The 18,456-nt window shown below is 61.8% G+C and carries 19 protein-coding genes; 11 read left to right on the top strand and 8 right to left on the bottom strand.

The window, feature by feature from the left end; all coding sequences use genetic code 11:
• Window positions 1-23: 23 nt before the first annotated feature.
• Window positions 24-1,517 carry a glycerol kinase GlpK gene (glpK, locus tag CSQ91_RS11005; RefSeq protein ID WP_099388262.1) on the top strand — a complete coding sequence of 498 codons (1,494 nt, stop codon included), beginning with the start codon at window positions 24-26 and terminating at the stop codon, window positions 1,515-1,517.
• A 4-nt stretch (window positions 1,518-1,521) separates the two neighbouring features.
• Here glpK and CSQ91_RS11000 read toward each other — a convergent pair whose 3' ends face one another.
• The 3 genes from CSQ91_RS11000 to CSQ91_RS10990 are packed head-to-tail and all read right to left on the bottom strand — an operon-like array spanning window position 1,522 to window position 3,164.
• Window positions 1,522-1,902, bottom strand: coding sequence for a hypothetical protein (locus tag CSQ91_RS11000; RefSeq protein WP_099388261.1), 381 nt, complete (start codon window positions 1,900-1,902; stop codon window positions 1,522-1,524).
• Window positions 1,903-1,904: 2 nt separating this feature from the next.
• Window positions 1,905-2,465: a YdcF family protein gene (locus tag CSQ91_RS10995; RefSeq protein WP_099388260.1), complete on the bottom strand. Its 561-nt coding sequence runs from the start codon at window positions 2,463-2,465 to the stop codon at window positions 1,905-1,907.
• A gap of 54 nt (window positions 2,466-2,519) precedes the next feature.
• On the bottom strand, window positions 2,520-3,164 hold the full coding sequence (locus tag CSQ91_RS10990; protein WP_099388259.1) for a cysteine hydrolase family protein: 645 nt from the start codon (window positions 3,162-3,164) through the stop codon (window positions 2,520-2,522).
• Window positions 3,165-3,307: 143 nt separating this feature from the next.
• On the opposite strand from CSQ91_RS10990, the gene CSQ91_RS10985 reads away from it, so the two are divergent.
• Entirely contained in the window at window positions 3,308-4,270 is a 963-nt protein-coding gene (locus tag CSQ91_RS10985) for a GlxA family transcriptional regulator (RefSeq protein ID WP_099388258.1), read from the top strand.
• Here CSQ91_RS10985 and CSQ91_RS10980 read toward each other — a convergent pair.
• From CSQ91_RS10980 to CSQ91_RS10970, 3 genes are all read right to left on the bottom strand, one after another.
• On the bottom strand, window positions 4,253-5,113 hold the full coding sequence (locus CSQ91_RS10980; protein ID WP_099388257.1) for a tetratricopeptide repeat protein: 861 nt from the start codon (window positions 5,111-5,113) through the stop codon (window positions 4,253-4,255). The two genes, CSQ91_RS10985 and CSQ91_RS10980, sit on opposite strands and share 18 nt — an antisense overlap.
• Before the next feature lie 100 nt (window positions 5,114-5,213).
• On the bottom strand, window positions 5,214-5,858 hold the full coding sequence (locus tag CSQ91_RS10975) for a response regulator transcription factor (protein WP_070280276.1): 645 nt from the start codon (window positions 5,856-5,858) through the stop codon (window positions 5,214-5,216).
• Window positions 5,851-7,953: a sensor histidine kinase gene (locus CSQ91_RS10970; protein ID WP_143451008.1), complete on the bottom strand. Its 2,103-nt coding sequence runs from the start codon at window positions 7,951-7,953 to the stop codon at window positions 5,851-5,853. The genes CSQ91_RS10975 and CSQ91_RS10970 overlap by 8 nt, the downstream gene beginning before the upstream one ends.
• 173 nt (window positions 7,954-8,126) lie before the next feature.
• On the opposite strand from CSQ91_RS10970, the gene CSQ91_RS10965 reads away from it, so the two are divergent.
• Together CSQ91_RS10965 and CSQ91_RS10960 are read left to right on the top strand one after the other, a co-directional pair.
• Window positions 8,127-9,203 (top strand): GGDEF domain-containing protein, encoded by a 1,077-nt coding sequence (locus CSQ91_RS10965; RefSeq protein WP_099388255.1) that lies wholly within the window; start codon window positions 8,127-8,129, stop codon window positions 9,201-9,203.
• A gap of 86 nt (window positions 9,204-9,289) precedes the next feature.
• The gene (locus CSQ91_RS10960; RefSeq protein ID WP_099388254.1) at window positions 9,290-10,942 is read left to right on the top strand and encodes a methyl-accepting chemotaxis protein; all 1,653 of its coding nucleotides are present in this window, start codon (window positions 9,290-9,292) and stop codon (window positions 10,940-10,942) included.
• Window positions 10,943-10,967: 25 nt separating this feature from the next.
• On the opposite strand, the gene CSQ91_RS10955 is transcribed toward CSQ91_RS10960, so the two are convergent.
• Together CSQ91_RS10955 and CSQ91_RS10950 are read right to left on the bottom strand one after the other, a co-directional pair.
• Entirely contained in the window at window positions 10,968-11,315 is a 348-nt protein-coding gene (locus tag CSQ91_RS10955; protein WP_099378671.1) for a hypothetical protein, read from the bottom strand.
• 148 nt (window positions 11,316-11,463) lie between these two features.
• Entirely contained in the window at window positions 11,464-11,964 is a 501-nt protein-coding gene (locus CSQ91_RS10950; RefSeq protein WP_070222192.1) for an Lrp/AsnC ligand binding domain-containing protein, read from the bottom strand.
• A gap of 105 nt (window positions 11,965-12,069) precedes the next feature.
• On the opposite strand from CSQ91_RS10950, the gene CSQ91_RS10945 reads away from it, so the two are divergent.
• From CSQ91_RS10945 to CSQ91_RS10915, 7 genes are all read left to right on the top strand, one after another.
• A complete protein-coding gene (locus tag CSQ91_RS10945) occupies window positions 12,070-13,359 on the top strand; it encodes a D-amino acid dehydrogenase (protein WP_034783073.1) in 1,290 nt (429 codons plus the stop codon).
• A gap of 13 nt (window positions 13,360-13,372) precedes the next feature.
• Window positions 13,373-14,491 carry an alanine racemase gene (gene alr, locus CSQ91_RS10940; RefSeq protein WP_257217289.1) on the top strand — a complete coding sequence of 373 codons (1,119 nt, stop codon included), beginning with the start codon at window positions 13,373-13,375 and terminating at the stop codon, window positions 14,489-14,491.
• A gap of 88 nt (window positions 14,492-14,579) precedes the next feature.
• A complete protein-coding gene (locus CSQ91_RS10935) occupies window positions 14,580-15,137 on the top strand; it encodes an NADPH-dependent FMN reductase (RefSeq protein WP_070280283.1) in 558 nt (185 codons plus the stop codon).
• Window positions 15,138-15,303: 166 nt separating this feature from the next.
• Window positions 15,304-16,854, top strand: a complete 1,551-nt coding sequence (locus tag CSQ91_RS10930) for a sensor domain-containing diguanylate cyclase (protein WP_244965258.1) — start codon at window positions 15,304-15,306, stop codon at window positions 16,852-16,854.
• Window positions 16,855-16,989: 135 nt separating this feature from the next.
• Window positions 16,990-17,526 carry a hypothetical protein gene (locus tag CSQ91_RS10925; RefSeq protein ID WP_139144549.1) on the top strand — a complete coding sequence of 179 codons (537 nt, stop codon included), beginning with the start codon at window positions 16,990-16,992 and terminating at the stop codon, window positions 17,524-17,526.
• 41 nt (window positions 17,527-17,567) lie between these two features.
• Complete coding sequence (locus tag CSQ91_RS10920) at window positions 17,568-17,993, top strand: hypothetical protein (protein ID WP_034783080.1); 426 nt, start codon at window positions 17,568-17,570, stop codon at window positions 17,991-17,993.
• A 120-nt stretch (window positions 17,994-18,113) separates the two neighbouring features.
• Window positions 18,114-18,455 (top strand): hypothetical protein, encoded by a 342-nt coding sequence (locus tag CSQ91_RS10915; protein WP_052140184.1) that lies wholly within the window; start codon window positions 18,114-18,116, stop codon window positions 18,453-18,455.
• Window position 18,456 lies beyond the last annotated feature (1 nt).

Below are 18,456 nucleotides of genomic sequence, written 5' to 3'. Positions count from 1 at the left end.
CCCGCTTTTCGCACCACCAGACAATGACCAAATACATACTTGCTTTAGATCAGGGCACCACCAGTTCGCGCGCCATCCTGTTCGACCATGCGGGCCGGCCGCACGCCAGCGCGCAGCGCGAGTTTCGCCAGATTTTCCCCCAGCCTGGCTGGGTCGAGCATGACGCGGGCGAAATCTGGGCGTCGCAAGAGGGCGTGCTGCAGCAGGTCTTGCGCGACAGCGGCGTGGCCGCTTCCGACGTGGCCGCCATTGGCGTGACCAACCAGCGCGAAACGACGGTGCTGTGGGAGCGCGCCACGGGCGAACCCGTCGCCAATGCCATCGTCTGGCAAGACCGCAGAAATGCGGCTTACTGCGAGCAACTGGTCGAGCAGGGCAAGGCGGACTTGATCCAGCAAAAAACGGGTCTGGTGCTGGACGCCTATTTTTCCGCCACCAAACTCAAATGGCTGCTCGACAACGTTCCCGGCGCCCGCGCGCGCGCCGAGCGGGGAGAGCTGGCCTTCGGCACCGTCGACAGCTGGCTGATCTACAAGATGAGCGGCGCCCACTTGACGGACACGAGCAACGCGGCGCGCACCATGCTGTTCAATATCCACACCCTGCAGTGGGATACGGATCTGCTGGCGCTGCTGGACATTCCCGCCTCCTTGCTGCCCGATGTCGTACCCTCGAGCGGCGTGGCGGCGCACACCTATACCGGCTTGCTGGGTATCTCCGTGCCGATCGCCGGCATCGCGGGCGACCAGCAGGCGGCCACCTTTGGCCAGGCCTGTCTGAAGCCGGGCATGGCGAAGAATACCTACGGCACGGGCTGCTTCATGCTGATGAACGTGGGCAAGCGCCCCTTGCCATCGAAAAACCGGCTGCTGACGACGGTGGGCTGGAGCCTGGGCGCGGGCAGCGACAAGACAGATTATTTGCTGGAAGGCAGCGCCTTCATCGCCGGCGCGGCCGTGCAATGGATGCGCGACGGCATCGGCATCATCCGCGACTCGTCCGAAGTGGAGGCGTTGGCCACCAGCGTGCCCGATTCGGGCGGTCTCGTCTTCGTGCCCGCATTTGCTGGCCTCGGTGCACCGTACTGGGACCCGTATGCGCGCGGCACCCTGATCGGCATCACGCGCGGCACGGGCAAGGCGCATATCGCGCGCGCGGCGCTCGAGGGCGTGGCTTACCAGAACGTGGACGTGCTGTCGGCCATGCAGGATGACGCGGGCATCGCCTTGAGCGAGCTGCGCGTTGACGGCGGCGCGGCCCGCAACGACATGCTGATGCAGTTTCAGGCCGACATCCTGAATGTGCCCGTGGTGCGTCCCGTGGTGACGGAAACGACGGCCCTGGGCGCCGCCTACCTGGCGGGCCTGGCCGTGGGTTTCTGGGAATCGCAGGAAGAAATCGCCGCCCAGTGGCAGGTGGGACGCCGTTTCGAACCGGCCATGGCGGCCGACGAACGCCTGACGCGGCTGCACAAATGGCAGCGGGCCGTGGAGCGCTCGCGCGACTGGAGCGAGTGACTGCTTACTGGCCTGGCCTTGCCATCAGCCTTGCCGCCCGCTTCAGCAGGCCCGGCATCAACAGGGCCGCGCTGGCGGCGCACAGGGCGCTGGCGGCATAGGCTAGGCCCGCCGTGATCGATTGCGTTGCAAATGCCAGCGCGAAACTGCCATATAGCACCGCGCCGCACAGCGCGCCCGCGCAGGCCGACAGCCAGTGTCCATGCGCCACATCCACACGCCGCGCCAGTGCGCCAAAGGCGGCGATGCACAGCCCCAGCATCAGCACGCCAAACAGAGACAGGCTTGCAGCAGCGCCAATCGGCTCCGCATCGGCGGCGGCCATCGATGGCACTGCGCATGCGGCCACCAGGCCAAAACTGGCGGCAAAGGCAAGTATCTTCATGTTCAGGATTTCACGTAATACACAAGGTAGCCCACGGTTTCCCTGGGAACGGAATACAGGTCGCGCAGCTCGAAATAGGGCGCGTGCACGTTGCCGCTGACGGCGATGCCGCTGCGCTCCAGCGCCAGCCGGAAGCGGGGCACGTGAAAATATTGCGTGGCGACCATGGCCGTGCGCCAGCCATGCTGGCGCATCAGGGCCGCCGCATTGCGGGCCGTGGCGTCCGTGGTCCAGCCTTGATTGTCCTCAAGGATGGCGCTGGCAGGCACCCCGCGCGACTGCAGGTAACGGGCCATGGAAGCGGCCTCGTCAAAACCTTCCTTGCCCGTGGCCCCGCTGACGAGGATGCGCGGCGCCCGGTGTTCCTGGAATTGATTGAGCGCCACGTCGAGGCGTGCCTGCAGGCGGGGGCTGGGCGTGCCGTCGGGCGCAATCGTATTGCCGGGCACGACGATCACGTCGGCGGGCGCCAGCTTGTCGTGGAGTCCCGCCAGCACCAGGGCGGCGGTGGCCAGCAGGAACAGACCGGCAACGCTTGAACCGAGCAGTATTATTTTTCGCATTGCGCATCATCAAGTTGGGAATGGACGCATGATACCCGTCCATTCCCGCCGGCGTCAGTTCGCCTGCGCCTTGCGCGCGCGCTGGTTCGACAGATAAATATTGTCCTTTTCCAGCGGCTTGCCCTCGCGCACGGCAGCGAGCCAGTCCTGCGTGCTGGCGACGGCGGCGAAATTGGAGTGGAACACGGCGCTGAAGACGCGGTGGATTTCCTCGGCGCTGGCCGTGCCGCCCGCGTTGGCGTAGGGCAGGGTGCCGGTGGCATCCTGCAGGAATTCGACTTGCAAGCCATCGTGCGCGGCGTGGTAGATGGTGGCGGCGTCGCAATTGTGCGTCATGTAGCCGATCACCGTCAGGGTATCGATGCCGTGGCCCTCCAGCCAGGCGCGCAGGTCCGTGCCCGCAAAGACGCTGCCCATGACCTTGTTGATGCGGTGGTCGGCGGCAAACGCGGCCACTTGCGGATGCAGCTGCCAGCCGTCGCTGCCCCTGGCGAAGATGGGGGAAGCTTCCGGCGCATCGTGCTGGACGACGATCACGGGCACGCCGGCGGCGCGGGCGGCGGCCATGGCGGTGACGATGTTCGGCAGGGAAATTTCGACGGACGGATATTCGATGGGCATGTCGCCCGTGAAGTATTCATTTTGTACATCGATGACGAGCAGGGCGCGGCGCGGGGTGGTGGATGTTGCGGCAGACATGGATAACTCCTGGCATGGTTGAGCGGGGAAGGGCTTCCCCGATACCGTCATTGTCTGCCCGTATGCTGTCAATAAAAAGTGGCCCGAAGGCATATCTGCGATAAAATCGGGCCATGACTACTATTCCCGCTTCTGCCTCTCCCTTGCGCGTGGCCGTGATTGCCTTTGACGGCATGACGCCATTCCACTTGTCCGTGCCTTGCCTCGTGTTCGGCGCCCAGACGGACGAGGCCGATCTGCCGCCTTTCCACGTGCGCGTGTGCGCCGCCGATCCCGCACCCCTGCGCACGGCGGCCGGCTTCGGCATCACGCCCGAGTTCGGCCTGGAAGGACTGGAGGGGGCCGATATCGTCATCATGCCCGCCTGGCACGACGATTGCCGCGCTGCGGCGGCGCCCCTGGTCGCGGCGCTGCAGGCGGCCAGCCGGCGCGGGGCGCGCATGGTGGGCCTGTGCCTGGGCGCGTTTCCCCTGGCACAGGCAGGCTTGTTGGATGGCAAGAGCGCAGCCACGCACTGGGGCATGGCGGACCGGCTGGCGGCCCGTTATCCCAAGGTCAGGGTGGACCGGGAAGTGCTGTATGTGGATGATGGCGGCGTGCTGACGTCGGCCGGCGTGGCGGCCGGCCTCGATTGCTGCCTGTACCTGCTGCGCCAGTTGGCGGGCGCCGAGGTGGCCAACCGGGTGGCGCGCCGGCTGCTGGTGGCGCCGCACCGCCAGGGCGGGCAGGCGCAATTCATCGCGCGTCCGCTGCCCGTGTCCGGCAGCGAAGGGCGTTTTGCCGAGGTATTGGCCAGCGTGACAGCCGATTTGGGGAAGGCGCACAGCATCGATGCGCTGGCCGAACAGGCCGCCATGAGCCGGCGCAACTTTACGCGTCACTTCCGCCAGGCCATGGGCACCTCGTTCAAGCAGTGGCTGCTGAACCAGCGCCTGGCGCATGCGCAAGGCTTGCTGGAGAAAAGCGCGGCATCGATCGATATCGTGGCGCAAGAGGCCGGCTTCGGCACGGCCCTGTCGCTGCGCCAGCATTTCCGGGCCAGCTTGCAGACGTCGCCATCGGCGTATCGCAAGCTGTTCCGGCAGCAGCTAGGCCAGCTCGCTTGACCATAGCGCCGCCGGGTCGCGGCAGCCCTGCGGCAGCTTCGCGCTGACGGCGATTTGCCGCGCAAGGAAGGCGGCAGGCTCGAAGGCGTAGCGCTCCTGGAAGGAGACTGTTTCCGCGCTCATCAGTTCGGCGTAGGTCTGCATCAGGGTCGAGGCGCCAACATGGTTGCCTTGCTCCAGGTAGGTGGCGATGGCGGCCAGCAGCACGGGGTAATCGGCATTTTCCTTGCTGCCGCCAAAGTTGAACGACAGCTGCCCGCAGGCGCGCCAGATGGGGTCGATTTCCCCCGCCGGCACCGCCTGCGTGCGCAGCCATTGCAAGGCCTTGAATGGCGGGCCGCCAAATGACGGCGGCGAAATGATCGCCTGGATGGCCACCTTGACGGCTTCACCGATTCTTCCCGCGCGCACATACTGGCCATGCAGCAGCACCAGCGCATCCGTGTATTCGGGCAAGAGGGCCAGCGCCGCTTCCAGCAGCGCGATGGCCGCATCCGGGTTGCGCTGCGCAATCAATTCCTTGGCCTCCAGATAGGCGGCGCGCGGCGAAGCTGGGTCGTCGGCCAGCGATGGCGCGCCGACATATTCGTCTTCCGCTGCCGCGCAGGCTTGCAAGAACGTCGTCAGGCTGGAAAAGTGCGGCTGGATGCGCCACTCGTCGTGCCACGTCTCGACGACGATCGGTTCCGCCGCTTCGCGGCCGATGGGCCAGTACAGGCCGAAGGTGTCGCCATTGCCCAGTGCGCCTTCGGAAAAGGGGGTGAAGCCGAGAGGCGGGTAAGGCGTGTCGTGTTGCCAGTCCTTGTCTGTCGAAATATGGGCGAGGCGTGCGGGTAATAGCATGGGGGCACCGGAGAATAAAACGCCAGTGTAGAACAAGAGGACGCCGCCGGGCGTCCGCCAGGGCGGGCTTGGCATGGCAGGCCCACCAGACTCGCCCTGATCAGCGTCCGCTGGCTTGCGGCTTGAGCAGGCGCAGGGTATTGATCGTTGTCATCAGGTCGGAGAAAGAGTCGGCCTGCATCTTGCGCATGACGCTGGCGCGGTGCAATTTGACCGTATGTTCCACCGTTCCCAGTTCCGCCGCGATTTGCTTGTTCAGCCGGCCAGCGACCACCAGCTCCATGACCTGGTGTTCGCGTTTCGTCAGCCTGCCCAGGCGCAGTTCGATGGAACGCAGCAGCGCCCGGTCCGCGGTGAGCCTGCCATTCAGCTTGAGCGCCAGTGTCACGGCATCGAACAGGCGCAGGGCGTCGACGGGCTTGGTCAGGAAATCAACCGCCCCCAGCTTCATGGCCTTGACGCTGCTGGCCACGTCGCCATTGCCTGTTAAAAAAATCACCGGCAGCAGCGATTCGCAATGCAGCAGGTGTTCCTGGAGCAGGGGACCGGACATGGCGGGCATGGACAGGTCCAGGACGAGGCAGCCCGCCTGCTGCAGGTCGGCCTCGGCCAGAAACGCTTCAGCGGAAGAGAAGGACTGTACCTGGTGGCTGGTACAGGAAAGAATTCTTTCCAGTGCGCGCAGGATGAACGGGTCATCGTCGACGAGGAAAACGCAGGGCGCTGCGGCACTGGTGTTATTCATCAATGGGTATGGTGAATTCAATGGTGGAGCCGAAGGGATAGGCGGAGCGGGCCCAGATTTCGCCATAGTGGGCAGCGATAATTTTCTTGCAAATATTCATGCCCAGGCCCATGCCGCCTTCCTTGGTGCTATAGAAAGCATCGAATATCCTGTCGTGATGGTCGGGCGGCAAGCCGACCCCCGTATCGCTGACGGTAAACAAGGCATATTTGCCCAGATAGTGGCGCACCGACAGGTAGATGCACTTGCGCTCGTCGGGCAAGTCCTTGACCGCGTCGATTGCATTGGCCAACAGATTGATGAGGACTTGCTGAATCTGCACCAGGTCTCCGCTGACATGCATTTCGTGGTCGCAATATTCCGTCAAGCGAATATTTTTGAGCGCCAGGTCGTGCCGCATGAATTGTCGTACGCTGGCCAGTACGTCATTGACGCGTATACGTTCCGTGCACTTCTTGCCGGGATACAGCAGTTTCCTGATTTTCGTGAGCACCGTGGCAGCCCGCTTGGTCTGATCGATGATGTCGCGGATGATCGCCAGTTGTGCGGGTTCATTGAAGTGCCGGTTCCTGATCATGAATTCCGCGGCCTGGGCATTGCCCAGGATGGAAGTGAGCGGCTGGCTCAGTTCATGGGCGATGGCGCCGCTCAATTCGCCGGCCAGGGTGACGCGCGACAGGTGCATCAGTTTGAGCTCGTTGTCTTGCAGCGCGATCATGGATGTCATTTCGCGCGAGCTAGCCTCCTGCATCGCCTGCCGCATGATTTTCATGGAGTAAGCGATGGAAAAACTTAAGGCGATCACGGAAAAAATCGTGCTTTCCGCCATATGGAAATTATGTTCAAACAGATGCTGGGAGGTAATGAAGTTATCCAGGCTAAGTAGTTTTAAGGAAAGTGTTGTTCCAAGCGGAAAGAAAGCAATCAATAGAAAAATGGCATTCATATTTTTGTTCAGGCATAGAGGAATAAGCAGAATCAGAAGGACAAGTATATTGGTCTGCACGAGTATCGTATTGATGGTATAGCTGGCTGCATAGCCAATCAGGAATGCCAGCGGCGATGCCAGTAAAATGGCGACAGTGATGATGTTGTAGATTGTGATGAAACTGTTGGATGGAAGATCCGGCATTTTCAGATAGGATCTGGCGAAAATGAAAAAAAAGAACATGCACAGTGAAAAGAGGAATGGCAGTAGTGAATTATTGAATTCTGGATTGCTATAAAAGAGAAATTCAGCGCTGGCGCCATAATAGAAGAATGTGGTGGAACTCAGCAGGGCGAGAAATGCCGCGTAGATGATATGAATATTGTCTTTGGTGGAAATAAAAAGAAAGATGCTGTAAATGCAGAAGGCCAGCAGGCAGCCAAAATACATTCCCATCAAGAGTTTTTCCTTGGATTTCTGCAGGAAAAACGTATCGCTGGCCTGCACGGTAAGGGCAAGCGGTTCCTGAAAGCCGTCCAGGCTGGCAAGCCTGGCATACACTGCCAGCTTTTGTCCTGCAGCGATGGCCAGCGGTAATGACAAGGTCCAGGACTGTTGGTAGCGGAAGTTGAAATTGCGCCGGTCGCCGCTATGGATGCTCGTCATGAGGCGTCCATCGGCCCTGTCAAGCACATGCCAGTCTACAAAATCCTGCAAGGGTGTGCCCAGGTCAACCGTCACCTGCGCCGGCTGCGGGCCAGAATTGTCGAGGTTGAACCTGATCCACCGGCAAGCGCCAGCGAGGCCGACGTTGGGCGGGTCCCCCGTCACGGAGATCCAGTGCGGGCTATGCCTGACGGCATCGACTGGCTGTTCACAGCTGCTGTCTTCCAGTGCCTGGTAGTGCCGGAGCAAACCTAAGCTCGTCGGCTGCGCGGCATCTATCGTCTCCCTTCCTTGCGCCCCGACATGCGCCGCAAATCCCAAGACACTGATTGCTATTAAAAAGACAATATGGGTAATGAGAAGCCAGTAATTTCTTTTGAAAATAATTTCCCCACATTCCCTAAATAGCAACATTGCTGTTATCTCCATCAGTGAGACGATTTGGTTGAAGTTGCCGAGCGAGATGCTACGGATTTCGCGTGCCGCTATCAATAGAACCAAAGTGTAGTATCGCTTGCTTCAGTATAAATGTACCGTGTCGTGGTTAGATTTCCAAGTGGAAATATCATGATTGCATGGCGAATAAAGAAATATTAGTAAAATAAAATTTACAAAAAACGCACCCTTGCTTAAGCGGTAAGTATTTTTTAAATAATGGCGATGTGGGAGCGGAGATGCGTGCATTACACAAAAAAATGGCGGAAATATGCAGGGTGCCTCATGCCGGTGCGTATGATTTATCGCAGCAGCGATACTTTTATCTGGAATTGAAGACGCCGAGTCTGGCATTGCAATGCATGGCCTTTATTGGCATGCTCGCGTCATATTTCCTGGCTGGCAGATTATCTTATGCGGTGGGTCAGGAATATTTTATTTGTGTAGCCGGAGTCTTGCTTGGAATTGTGATCAGCTGCAGGGCAGGAAATTTACGGTATCTGAATATTGGCGGCCTGGTGACTGCCATTTTTTCCTGTGCCGGCTTTCGCGTGCTCATGTCGGCAAGCGGCATTAGCGGGTACTGGATGTTTCCACTCGGAGTCTTGATGACGGTTTCCATTTCGGCCATCGCCAGTGATCCATTGACGTATCTGGTGCTGATACTGGTTGTGTGGTTTTTACTGGGGCTGGGCGGTTTCGAGCAGGCGTTGCTGGCCAGCGGCGAATGGTCGGTAATGTATGCGGCGGCGGGGGTGTTGATCGGCCTGCTTTTCAGCAGCTGTTTTTTTCGCCTGCGCTATATGCACCATGTCGCCACGGCGCGCCTGGAAGACATGGCTTACCGCGATTATTTGACTGGCATACCCAATCGCCGCTGTTTTCTCGATGCGCTGCATGCGGCAATGAGAGATGGCAAGTCGTCGCCTGCATACCTGTTAATGGCCGATGTCGATGATTTCAAGAGGATTAACGATGAATTTGGACATGATACCGGCGATATCGTCCTGCGGGAGCTGGGCCAGATTATTGCCGCGTCGGCGGCAGGTTGTCCGCACGGGCGGATCGGCGGCGAGGAATTCGCCATGCTGATCGATGCCGACCTGGCGTGCGTGGCCTACATTGCGGATCAGCTGCTGGACACGGTGCGGCGCTCGACGGCTGTCAGGCGGGGCGTGACGATCAGTGTCGGTATCGCGCGCATGCAGGGAAATGCCGTGGCGGACAGTTTCCGCAGGGCCGATGAGGCGCTGTACAGCGCGAAACTGTCCGGCAAGGATTGCGTGGTCTTTTTTCCCGACGCAGCGCCAGCTTAGGCGCCGTACCTCAAGAAATGCAAGCAAGAAGATGCGCGTGCAAGTGCGCAGGCCGCCGTGGCTATACCATTCACAGGGGAAATGATATGAATATCCGTACGATCAAGGGCAAATTGGCCATCGCCTTTGCCGGACTGGCGCTGATGGTGCTGGCCGTTTCCGGCATTTCCATCACCTCGCTGCTGGATGCGAATGCGCGTTTCGATTCCTATTTGTCCGAAACGAATGCCCGTTCCGTCCTGGTTGCCAAATTGCAGGAGGCGGTTGATAGCCGGGCCATCGCCGCACGCAATTTGCTGCTGTTTGTGAATGCACAAGATATCGCGCAGGAAAAGGAGCGTGTCGCCGAAGCCCACGCCCGGGTGCAGGCGCAGTTGCGGCAATTGCAGCGCAGCGCTGCGCAATCGGCCCAGATCACCGAGACAGCGACCAGACTGATACGGGAAATGGAAGCGGTGGAAGCCCTGTATGGGCCGGTGGCGTTGTCCATCGTCGATTTGGCGCTGACTGGTCAGAAGTCTGCCGCCATCGACAAGTTGAACCGCGAATGCCAGCCATTGCTGATGCGCCTGGAAAGGACGACCAATGAGTACGCGCGTTATGCCGCGGCCAGGGCCGAGGCGCGCTTGCTGACGGGTAAGCAGGCGTTTGCCGCCCAGCGCAATCTGCTCGTCGGCGTTTGCCTGCTCGCTTTCATGGCGGCCGGCGGCGCCGGGCTGTGGATCGTGCGCACCTTATTCCGTTCCTTGGGTAGCGAACCGGCGCTGCTGGGCGCGGCGGCTCAAAAAGTTGCCGGAGGGGATTTGAGCCATGCAGGCGAGCAAGTGCAGGCGCCGGGCGGCAGTGTCATGGCCTCGCTGGTGGCCATGCAAACAGCCCTGGCGACGATGGTGGGCCAGGTGCGCGAAGCGTCGCAGGCGATGTCCACGGGGGCAGTGGAAATCGCCATGGCCAATACCAGCCTGAGCATGCGTACGGAGGAGCAGGCGTCCAGCCTGGAGCAAACGTCGGCCTCGATGGAGGAATTGACTGGTGCTGTCGGCAATACGGCCAACGCGGCCAGGAAAGCTACCGAGCTGGCCAACTCCGCCTCGCGGGTCGCCAGCCGGGGTGCCGATGTCGTTGCCCGGGTGGTGCAGACCATGAATGCGATCAATGCGGGTTCCCAGCGCATTGCCGATATTCTTGGCACCATTGACGGCATTGCCTTCCAGACCAATATCCTGGCCTTGAACGCGGCCGTCGAGGCGGCGCGCGCGGGGGAGGAGGGACGGGGCTTTGCCGTAGTGGCCAGCGAGGTGCGTAACCTGGCGCAGCGCAGTGCCGTCGCGGCCAAGGAAATCAAGGTGCTGATCGACGCCTCCGTGGCCAGCGTGGCGTCGGGCAGCCGCCTGGTGCAGGATGCCGGCGTGACGATGGATGAAATCGTCGACAGTGTCGGCCATGTCATGGCCATGATAGGCGAAATCAGCACTTCGGCCAGGGAGCAGAGTGATGGGATCGGCCAGGTCAATGTGGTGGTGAGCCAGCTTGATCGCATGACACAGGAGAATGCGGCGATGGTGGAGCAGACGGCGGCCGCCGCCGAGCAGTTGAAGGAGCAGGCCATCCAGATGGCGGAGCTGGTCGGTACGTTCAGGCTCGGCGACGAGCGCGATGGGGCGGGCAGTCCAAAGGCAATCGATGCCGGCGCGCGCAGGCTTGCCCTGGGCGCCGTTGCCGCACCATGCCCGGCCTGAGCCGTTTATTCAGGGGAGCAGGTGTTTACTTGCGCGGCTCGTGTATCCGGAATTTCCTCACGATGCCCGCCTGGTCGAACATGACGGCCACTTCGCGCGTGCCCTTTTCGCCCAGCAGGGGGATCAGGCGCGTCATCTTGGGTGCTTGCAGCTGGTTCTTGTAGACCCAGACCTCATAGCCGGGATCGAAGCTGACGACGGTGGCGTTGCCCAGGGCAGCGTCGAGGTCGAGGCGGGTGGTCTTGCCCACCTTGATGTTTTGATAGATGGCGCCATTGTCCGGCGCGCGGTTGACCTTGTATTCACTGGCGGTGCACATGGCCACGGCCAGGCCCGCGAGGCAGGAAGCTGCCAGTTTTATCAATGTGTTCATACGGACTCCCAGTGTGCATCACTGCTTCCAATCTCAGAGGGGACGGGCGTGATGTCAGGACAGGAGTGTGCTTGTGTCGCCGCGAATGTGCTACAAGATTATACAAAGGTGCAAAATTTGATGCTGTCGGTACCGGCAGGCGGTACCTTCACCGATTTTGCAGCACGTCGGTCGACAGCGCCAGGGTTTCCTTGATTTCTTCCATCACCACATAGCTTTTCGATTGCGCGGCGCCGGGCAGCTGCAGCAGCATGTCGCCCAGCAGCTTGCGGTACTCGGCCATTTCATGGATGCGCGCCTTGATCAGGTAATCGAAGTCGCCCGACACCAGGTGGCATTCCTGTACCTCGGGAATTTGCAGCACTTCGCGGCGGAATTGCTCGAAGGCGGACGCGGATTTTTGATTCAGCGTAATCTCCACAAAGACGAGCAGCTTGGCGCCCAGCGCGGCCGGGTTCACCTTGGCATGGTAGCCCGTGATGACGCCGTCGCGCTCCATGCGCTTGACCCGCTCGATGCAGGGCGTGATGGACAATCCCACCTGTTCGCCCAGGTCTTTCATCGAGATGCGGCCATCCTGTTGCAGGATGCGCAGGATGTGGCGATCCAGCTTGTCGAGGCCACGTGCCGATTCTTTAAGGATTCTCATGATTTATTGCTGAATATCTCGATTTATACGTGAACAAATACTGGCTCTTTCCCAATATGATAGCGGTTAATCTGGCGTCAGCCTAAAAAATATAATGAGGAAACTATGCGTATCGTGATTCTGGGTAGCGGCGTCATCGGCGTCACCAGTGCTTACTATCTGGCCAAGGCAGGACATGAGGTGACCGTCATCGACCGCCAGCCGGGCCCGGCACTGGAAACCAGCTTCGCGAATGCGGGGCAAATCTCGCCCGGCTACGCTTCGCCATGGGCTGCGCCCGGCATTCCCCTGAAAGCCGTGAAGTGGATGATGCAGCGCCACGCACCGCTGGCCATCTCGCTCGACGGCAGCGCCGCCCAGCTCAAATGGATGTGGCAGATGTTGCGTAATTGCACACCGGAAGCGTATGCGGTGAACAAGGAACGCATGGTGCGACTGGCCGAATACAGCCGCGATTGCTTCAAGGTGCTGCGCGCCGAGGCCGGCATCACGTATGAAGGCCGCCAGCAAGGCACGATGCAATTGTTCCGCACCGAAAAGCAATACAACGACGCCGCCAAGGATATCGAAGTGTTGAAAGACGCGGGCGTGCCGTATGAAGTGTTGCAGCGCAACGAGCTGTCGCGCGCTGAACCGGCCCTCGAAGCGGTCAAGGATAAACTGTTCGGCGGCTTGCGCCTGCCCAACGATGAAACGGGCGATTGCCAGCTGTTTACCACTCGCCTGTCCGAAATGGCCGTGGCGCTGGGCGTGAAGTTCCGCTATGGCGTCGCCATCGATGCATTGCTGACGCAGGGCGATGAAATCGCTGGCGTGCAATGTGGCGCGGAAATCGTCAAGGCCGACTCCTACGTCGTGGCGCTCGGTTCCTATTCGACGGGCTTCATGAAGCCGCTGCTCGACATCCCCGTGTATCCGCTGAAGGGCTATTCGATCACCGTGCCTATCGTCAACGCGGCCAAGGCGCCCGTGTCGACCATCCTCGATGAAACGTACAAGATCGCCGTGACGCGTTTCGACGACCGCATCCGCGTGGGCGGCATGGCGGAAATCGCCGGCTACAACCTGAACCTGAACCCGCGCCGCCGCGAAACCCTGGAAATGGTCGTCAACGACCTGTTCCCAGGCGGCGGCAACACGGCCGAAGCCACGTTCTGGACGGGCTTGCGTCCGATGACGCCGGACGGCACGCCGATCGTCGGCCGCACGCCGCTGCGCAACCTGTTCCTCAATACGGGCCACGGCACCCTGGGCTGGACCATGTCCTGCGGTTCGGCGCAATTGCTGGCCGACCTGATGTCGTCGAAAAAGCCGGCCATCCTGGCCGACGACCTGTCCGTCAGCCGCTACAGCGGCGCACAGGGCAATGGCAAACTGCAACACGCGGTGGCCTGAGATGGGGGCCAGCATGCCTCCAAAGGAACGTAGCGGCGCCATCCTGACGGTGGACCTCGACGCCGTGCGCGCCAACTACCGCTTGTTGCGCGACAAGGCGCATCCTGCCGCCTGCTCGGCCGTCGTGAAGTCCGACGCGTATGGCCTCGGCGCCGCGCAAGTGGGCGCGGCCCTGTATGAAGAAGGTTGCCGCCATTTCTTCGTGGCCCACCTGGAAGAGGGTATCAGCCTGCGCCCGCATGTGGCGCCGGATGCGGACATCTTCGTGCTGCACGGCCCGCCCGTCGGCACGGAAGGCGAATTCACGGCCCATGGCTTGACGCCAGTGCTCAACAGCGAGCCCCAGGTGGCCGGCTGGCGCGCGCATGCGAAGGCGCTGGGCACCACACTGGACGCCATCGTGCAGGTCGACACGGGTATGTCGCGCATGGGCCTGTCGCCGCAGGAAATCGACGCCTGGCTGCTGGACCCGCATTTTCTCGACGGCATCAAGGTGCGCTACATCATGAGCCACCTGGCTTGCGCCGACGAGCGCAGCAACCCCATGAATGGCGAGCAGCTGGCCCGTTTCATCGCTATCCGCGCCCGTCTGCCGCAGTATCGCGCCAGCCTGGCCAATTCCTCGGGCATCTTTTTATCCCCCGATTTCCACTTCGACCTGGTGCGTCCCGGTGCGGCCCTGTATGGCATCGGGCCGCAGGGCGGCGAACCGAATCCCCTGCGCTCCGTGGTGCGCCTGCAAGGCAAGGTCATGCAGACGCGCACGATTGCCGCCGGCGACCACGTGGGCTACAGCCGCCGCTACACGGCCAGCGAGCCGCGCCAGGTGGCCACTGTTTCCGTCGGCTACGCCGATGGCTGGCTGCGCAGCATGAGCAACCAGGGCCTGGCCATCGTCGACGGCGTGAAAGTGCCGCAGATCGGCGCCATCTCGATGGATTCCATCACGCTCGACGTGAGTGCCATCGCCGGCGACCGCGTCGCGCCGGGCAGCCTGGTCGACCTGATCTGCGCCGAACATCCGGTCGACGCGGTGGCAGCCATGGCCAATACCATCGGCTATGAGGTGCTGACCAACCTGGGCGGACGCTATTACCGCGAGTATCGAGGCCTGGCTGGCGGCGCACGCTAAGCAGCGCAAAACCGATGATTGTGTGGCAAGATAGCCCCGGTGTGAACTCCACTCCGGGGCTTCTTTTTAATCATCATCGGGGATTTATATGAGTCAATATAACGTTGCTATCATCGTCGGCAGCCTGCGCAAGGATTCCTTCAACCGCAAACTGGCTGATGCGCTCGTCAAGCTGGCGCCGCCCGAGTTTTCCTTCAAGCACATCGAAATTGGCGACTTGCCGTTGTACAACCAGGATGACGATGGCGCCCAGTCCGAGCAGGTGCTGCGTCTGAAGTCGGATATTTCTGCTTCGCAAGCTTTGCTCTTCCTCACCCCCGAATACAACCGCTCGATCCCCGGCGTGCTGAAAAACGCCCTCGACCACGGCTCGCGTCCGTATGGTCAGAGCGTGTGGGGCGGCAAGCCGGGTGCAGTGCTCGGCGTTTCCGTGGGCGCCACGGGCACGGCGCTGGCGCAGCAGCATTTGCGCAATGTGCTCGCTTACCTGGACGTGCCGCTATTGGGACAACCGGAAATGTTCATCCAGGCCAAGGAAGGCCTGTTCGACGAGCATGGCGGCATCGGCCCGGCCAGCCTCGGTTTCTTCCAGGGCTGGATGCAGCGCTACACGGACTGGGTCCGCAAGCACGCCATCCACGCTTGACGCATATCAAGGCGGCAGCGCTCTGCGTTGCCGCTTGTACACATTCTTTGACCATGGATGCCAACATTTCAATATTGGCACGGGTGTCTCGGTATAATGCGCCCTTTCTTTAGCGCAATACTTTCCGATTTTTTGCCGACCCATGTGGACTAAACCTGTTCTGCGCATGAATTTGCGCCGTTTGATCGTGCTCGTGGCCTTCGCCAGCGCCCTGGTGTCCCTGGCCAATACCTTCTATGCCAGCTACAGCGTGCAGCGCCAGTTGCTGATCGATACCACGCTGGAAGCGAACCACGCCTACGCCAGCAAACTGGCCAGCACGGCCGAGGATTTCCTGCAGTCGGCGCGCCAGCAACTGGCCTACAGCGCCGGCAGCCTGCCATCGCGCATGGGCGACGAGCACTGGCTGACGGACGAGGCGCAGCGCCTGCGCCTGCAAACGAACAGCTTCAATTCCGTGCTCATCGTCGATGCCCAGGGCAAGGTGCTGGGCGTGTCGCCGGAAACCCTGGCCTTGAAGAATCGCACGCTCGATTCGGCCGGTGCCGTGCAGGCGCTGCGCGAACGGCGCCCGCTGGTGACGCAGCCGTACGTCTCCTCGGCCGGCAACCTGGTGGTCTTCATTTCGCATCCCATCCTGGGCAAGGATGGCCGCTACCTCGGCTATGTGGGCGGCAGCATCTACCTGAAACAGAAAAATATCCTGTACACCATGCTGGGTCAGCATTACTACCGCGACGGTTCCTACCTGTACGTGGTTGACCAGAGCCGGCGCCTGCTGTACCACCCGGACCCCGAGCGCCTGGGCGACGTGGCCGGCAGCAATGAAGTCATCGACGCCATCATCGCGCAGCAGGGCGGCGGCAACCGGCGCATGCACAACAGCCTGGGCGTGGACATGCTGGCCGGCTACGCCATCATGCCGTCGACGGGCTGGGGCATCGTGGCGCAGCGCCCCACGGCCATGACCCTGGCCCCGCTGAACCAGCTGATGGCCAACACGGTATGGCATTCCCTGCCGATCGCCTTGCTGAGCCTGCCATTCATCTGGTGGCTGGCCAGCCTGATTTCGCGGCCCCTGGTGCAGCTGGCCGAGGGCGCGCGGCGCATGGATGCGCCCGGCACTGCCGAGCACATCGCCGCCATCCGCTCCTGGTACGTGGAGGCGGCGCAAATCAAGAAAGCCCTGCTGAAGGGCCTGGCGCTGTTGCAGAACAAGATCGGCAAGTTGAAGACCGACGTGCAGACGGACCCGCTGACAGGGCTGTCGAATCGGCGCGGCATGGCGGCGGCGCTGGATGCGTGGCAGGCACAGGCGCGGCCGTTTTCCGTCATCGCCATCGATATCGACCATTTCAAGCAAGTCAACGACCAGTGGGGCCATGCCGTGGGCGATGAAGTCATCCTGCGCCTGGCGCAGCTGATGCGCGCCTGTTCGCGCGATGCCGACGTGCTGTGCCGCAATGGCGGCGATGAATTCATCATGCTGCTGCCCGATGCCGACCTCGACGTGGCCATGCAGGTGGCCGAGCGCTTGCGCGCCAAGGTAGCCGCCGCCGTGATTCCCGGCGCGGGCTTTGTCACGGTATCGCTGGGCGTCGTGTCGTCGGAACAGGAGGCGGGCAATACGGACGCCGTGCTGCGCGCCGCCGATGCGGCCCTGTACGTGGCCAAGGAAAATGGGCGCAATTGCGTGGGCATCACGGAGCCCGCCTGACAGGCGGGCCGTGCGGCATGAACTGATACGCTGTTTTCTGTTGCATCTGAGCCTGTTCCGTTTGCCTGCCAGCGCTTACCATATAGCCCTGATGAGGTACAACGAGGATAACGGACATGGCAGGGTTGGATGTTGATGACGTTTGAGCAAGAACTTGGTATCCGCTGCGACGTCAATGGGCGGCCACACCCGCTGGCCTTCCTCGGATGCCGCGGACTCAACTATGGCCAGCACAGCGTGCTGCCGCTGCACCCATTTCGCCTGAGCGTGCCGGAAACGGCGCTGGCGGGCCTGCTCGACGAGCCGTTCAACAGTTTTATCCAGACTTGCCGCGAAGACGACCTGCAGGACGAGGAAAGCGACTTGCCCGAGCTGATGCAGGCCGGCTACCCCGACATCACGGCCATGCTGGCGGGCCACCGGCCGCTGCTGGCCGAAATGCTGTACGACTTCATGATCAGCGATTTGATGGACGCGATCGGGCGCGCCAGCGGCTACCGGCCCCTGCGTGCACGCTACTGGGGCGATGTCGAGGCGGCGGATGCCCGCGCGTATTTCACCGTCAATGAAGTGCAAAAAGTGTCTTTTGCCGATGGCCAGGCCATCTTCGAAGGGCAGGGCTACTACGGCATCTATGTCATCTGGCTAACGCACGGCTACCGGCGCAAATAGGGGCTTGACCTTCCTTATGTGGGAAGGTTTATAGTGGCGCCATGAACCGTGCCTTTTTCCGCTTTCTCGCCCGCTCGCTGCTCTGGCTGCTGGCCGTCACGCTGCCCATGCAGGGCTTTGCGTCGGCCATGCGCAGCTGCTGCGTGGACGAGCTGGCGGTCGCCGTCACGGTTGCCGTCGAGGCCATGCAGGCACCCCAGTGCCATGACATGGGCGACATGGCCGGCATGCACATGCAGGACCCGCCGATGAAAATGGCCATGGACGATGGCGGCGCCACGCACCACGGCCACGATTGCAGCAACCATGGCGCGTGTACGGTGGGCGCCACGGCGCCGCCCGGCATGCCAGCCTTGCACGCCTTGACCCTGCGCGCGCCGCCTCCCGCGCTGGCGCCCGATTCCCTGTTCGCCGGGCATATCCCGCCTGGTCCCGAACGTCCCCCGAGAAGCACGCGCTCCGCCTGACCGCCCGTTGAACCTGGCGGTGCCGCCGTCGCACGTCCCAGCATCTTGAGCCTTGCACCGGCCGCGCCAGCGTTCCAGTCGCGCGCCCGCCGCGCCACACCCTGTCATTCAAGGAATACCATGAAACACCTGTTCAGCCTTGCGCTGGCTGTACTGCCGCTGGCCGCCGCAGCGCAATCCCCGTCCGCCCCGCAAGAGGCGCAGGCATCCGTGCCGGCCACCACTTACCGCTCCGCCTTCCTCGGCTACCGTCCCGCCGCCGAGGGCGACGCCACGCCCGACCAGGCCTGGCGCGCCGTCAACGAGAAAGTCGGCAAGGCCGGCGGCCACATGGGCATGATGAAGATGGACGGCCACAAGATGGATGGCCATGCCATGAAGGGCCACACGATGCCGATGGATAAGCCGGGTCCCAAGCCGGATGGCCAGCCCGCCCCGCAACACCAGCATGAAGGACACTGAC

Origin of the sequence: Janthinobacterium sp. BJB301 (genome assembly GCF_002735685.1) — a bacterium.
Taxonomy (GTDB): domain Bacteria; phylum Pseudomonadota; class Gammaproteobacteria; order Burkholderiales; family Burkholderiaceae_D; genus Janthinobacterium; species Janthinobacterium lividum.
This window is presented reverse-complemented; position numbering and strand designations above follow the sequence as displayed.

Excerpts from the sequence above, each read along its gene's own strand:
- glpK (WP_099388262.1), top strand. The coding sequence starts at position 24 with ATGACCAAATACATACTTGCTTTAGATCAGGGCACCACCAGTTCGCGC.
- CSQ91_RS11000 (WP_099388261.1), bottom strand. The coding sequence starts at position 1,902 with ATGAAGATACTTGCCTTTGCCGCCAGTTTTGGCCTGGTGGCCGCATGC.
- CSQ91_RS10995 (WP_099388260.1), bottom strand. The coding sequence starts at position 2,465 with ATGCGAAAAATAATACTGCTCGGTTCAAGCGTTGCCGGTCTGTTCCTG.
- CSQ91_RS10990 (WP_099388259.1), bottom strand. The coding sequence starts at position 3,164 with ATGTCTGCCGCAACATCCACCACCCCGCGCCGCGCCCTGCTCGTCATC.
- CSQ91_RS10980 (WP_099388257.1), bottom strand. The coding sequence starts at position 5,113 with ATGCTATTACCCGCACGCCTCGCCCATATTTCGACAGACAAGGACTGG.
- CSQ91_RS10975 (WP_070280276.1), bottom strand. The coding sequence starts at position 5,858 with ATGAATAACACCAGTGCCGCAGCGCCCTGCGTTTTCCTCGTCGACGAT.
- CSQ91_RS10965 (WP_099388255.1), top strand. The coding sequence starts at position 8,127 with ATGCGTGCATTACACAAAAAAATGGCGGAAATATGCAGGGTGCCTCAT.
- CSQ91_RS10960 (WP_099388254.1), top strand. The coding sequence starts at position 9,290 with ATGAATATCCGTACGATCAAGGGCAAATTGGCCATCGCCTTTGCCGGA.
- CSQ91_RS10955 (WP_099378671.1), bottom strand. The coding sequence starts at position 11,315 with ATGAACACATTGATAAAACTGGCAGCTTCCTGCCTCGCGGGCCTGGCC.
- CSQ91_RS10950 (WP_070222192.1), bottom strand. The coding sequence starts at position 11,964 with ATGAGAATCCTTAAAGAATCGGCACGTGGCCTCGACAAGCTGGATCGC.
- CSQ91_RS10945 (WP_034783073.1), top strand. The coding sequence starts at position 12,070 with ATGCGTATCGTGATTCTGGGTAGCGGCGTCATCGGCGTCACCAGTGCT.
- alr (WP_257217289.1), top strand. The coding sequence starts at position 13,373 with ATGCCTCCAAAGGAACGTAGCGGCGCCATCCTGACGGTGGACCTCGAC.
- CSQ91_RS10935 (WP_070280283.1), top strand. The coding sequence starts at position 14,580 with ATGAGTCAATATAACGTTGCTATCATCGTCGGCAGCCTGCGCAAGGAT.
- CSQ91_RS10930 (WP_244965258.1), top strand. The coding sequence starts at position 15,304 with ATGAATTTGCGCCGTTTGATCGTGCTCGTGGCCTTCGCCAGCGCCCTG.
- CSQ91_RS10925 (WP_139144549.1), top strand. The coding sequence starts at position 16,990 with ATGACGTTTGAGCAAGAACTTGGTATCCGCTGCGACGTCAATGGGCGG.
- CSQ91_RS10920 (WP_034783080.1), top strand. The coding sequence starts at position 17,568 with ATGAACCGTGCCTTTTTCCGCTTTCTCGCCCGCTCGCTGCTCTGGCTG.
- CSQ91_RS10915 (WP_052140184.1), top strand. The coding sequence starts at position 18,114 with ATGAAACACCTGTTCAGCCTTGCGCTGGCTGTACTGCCGCTGGCCGCC.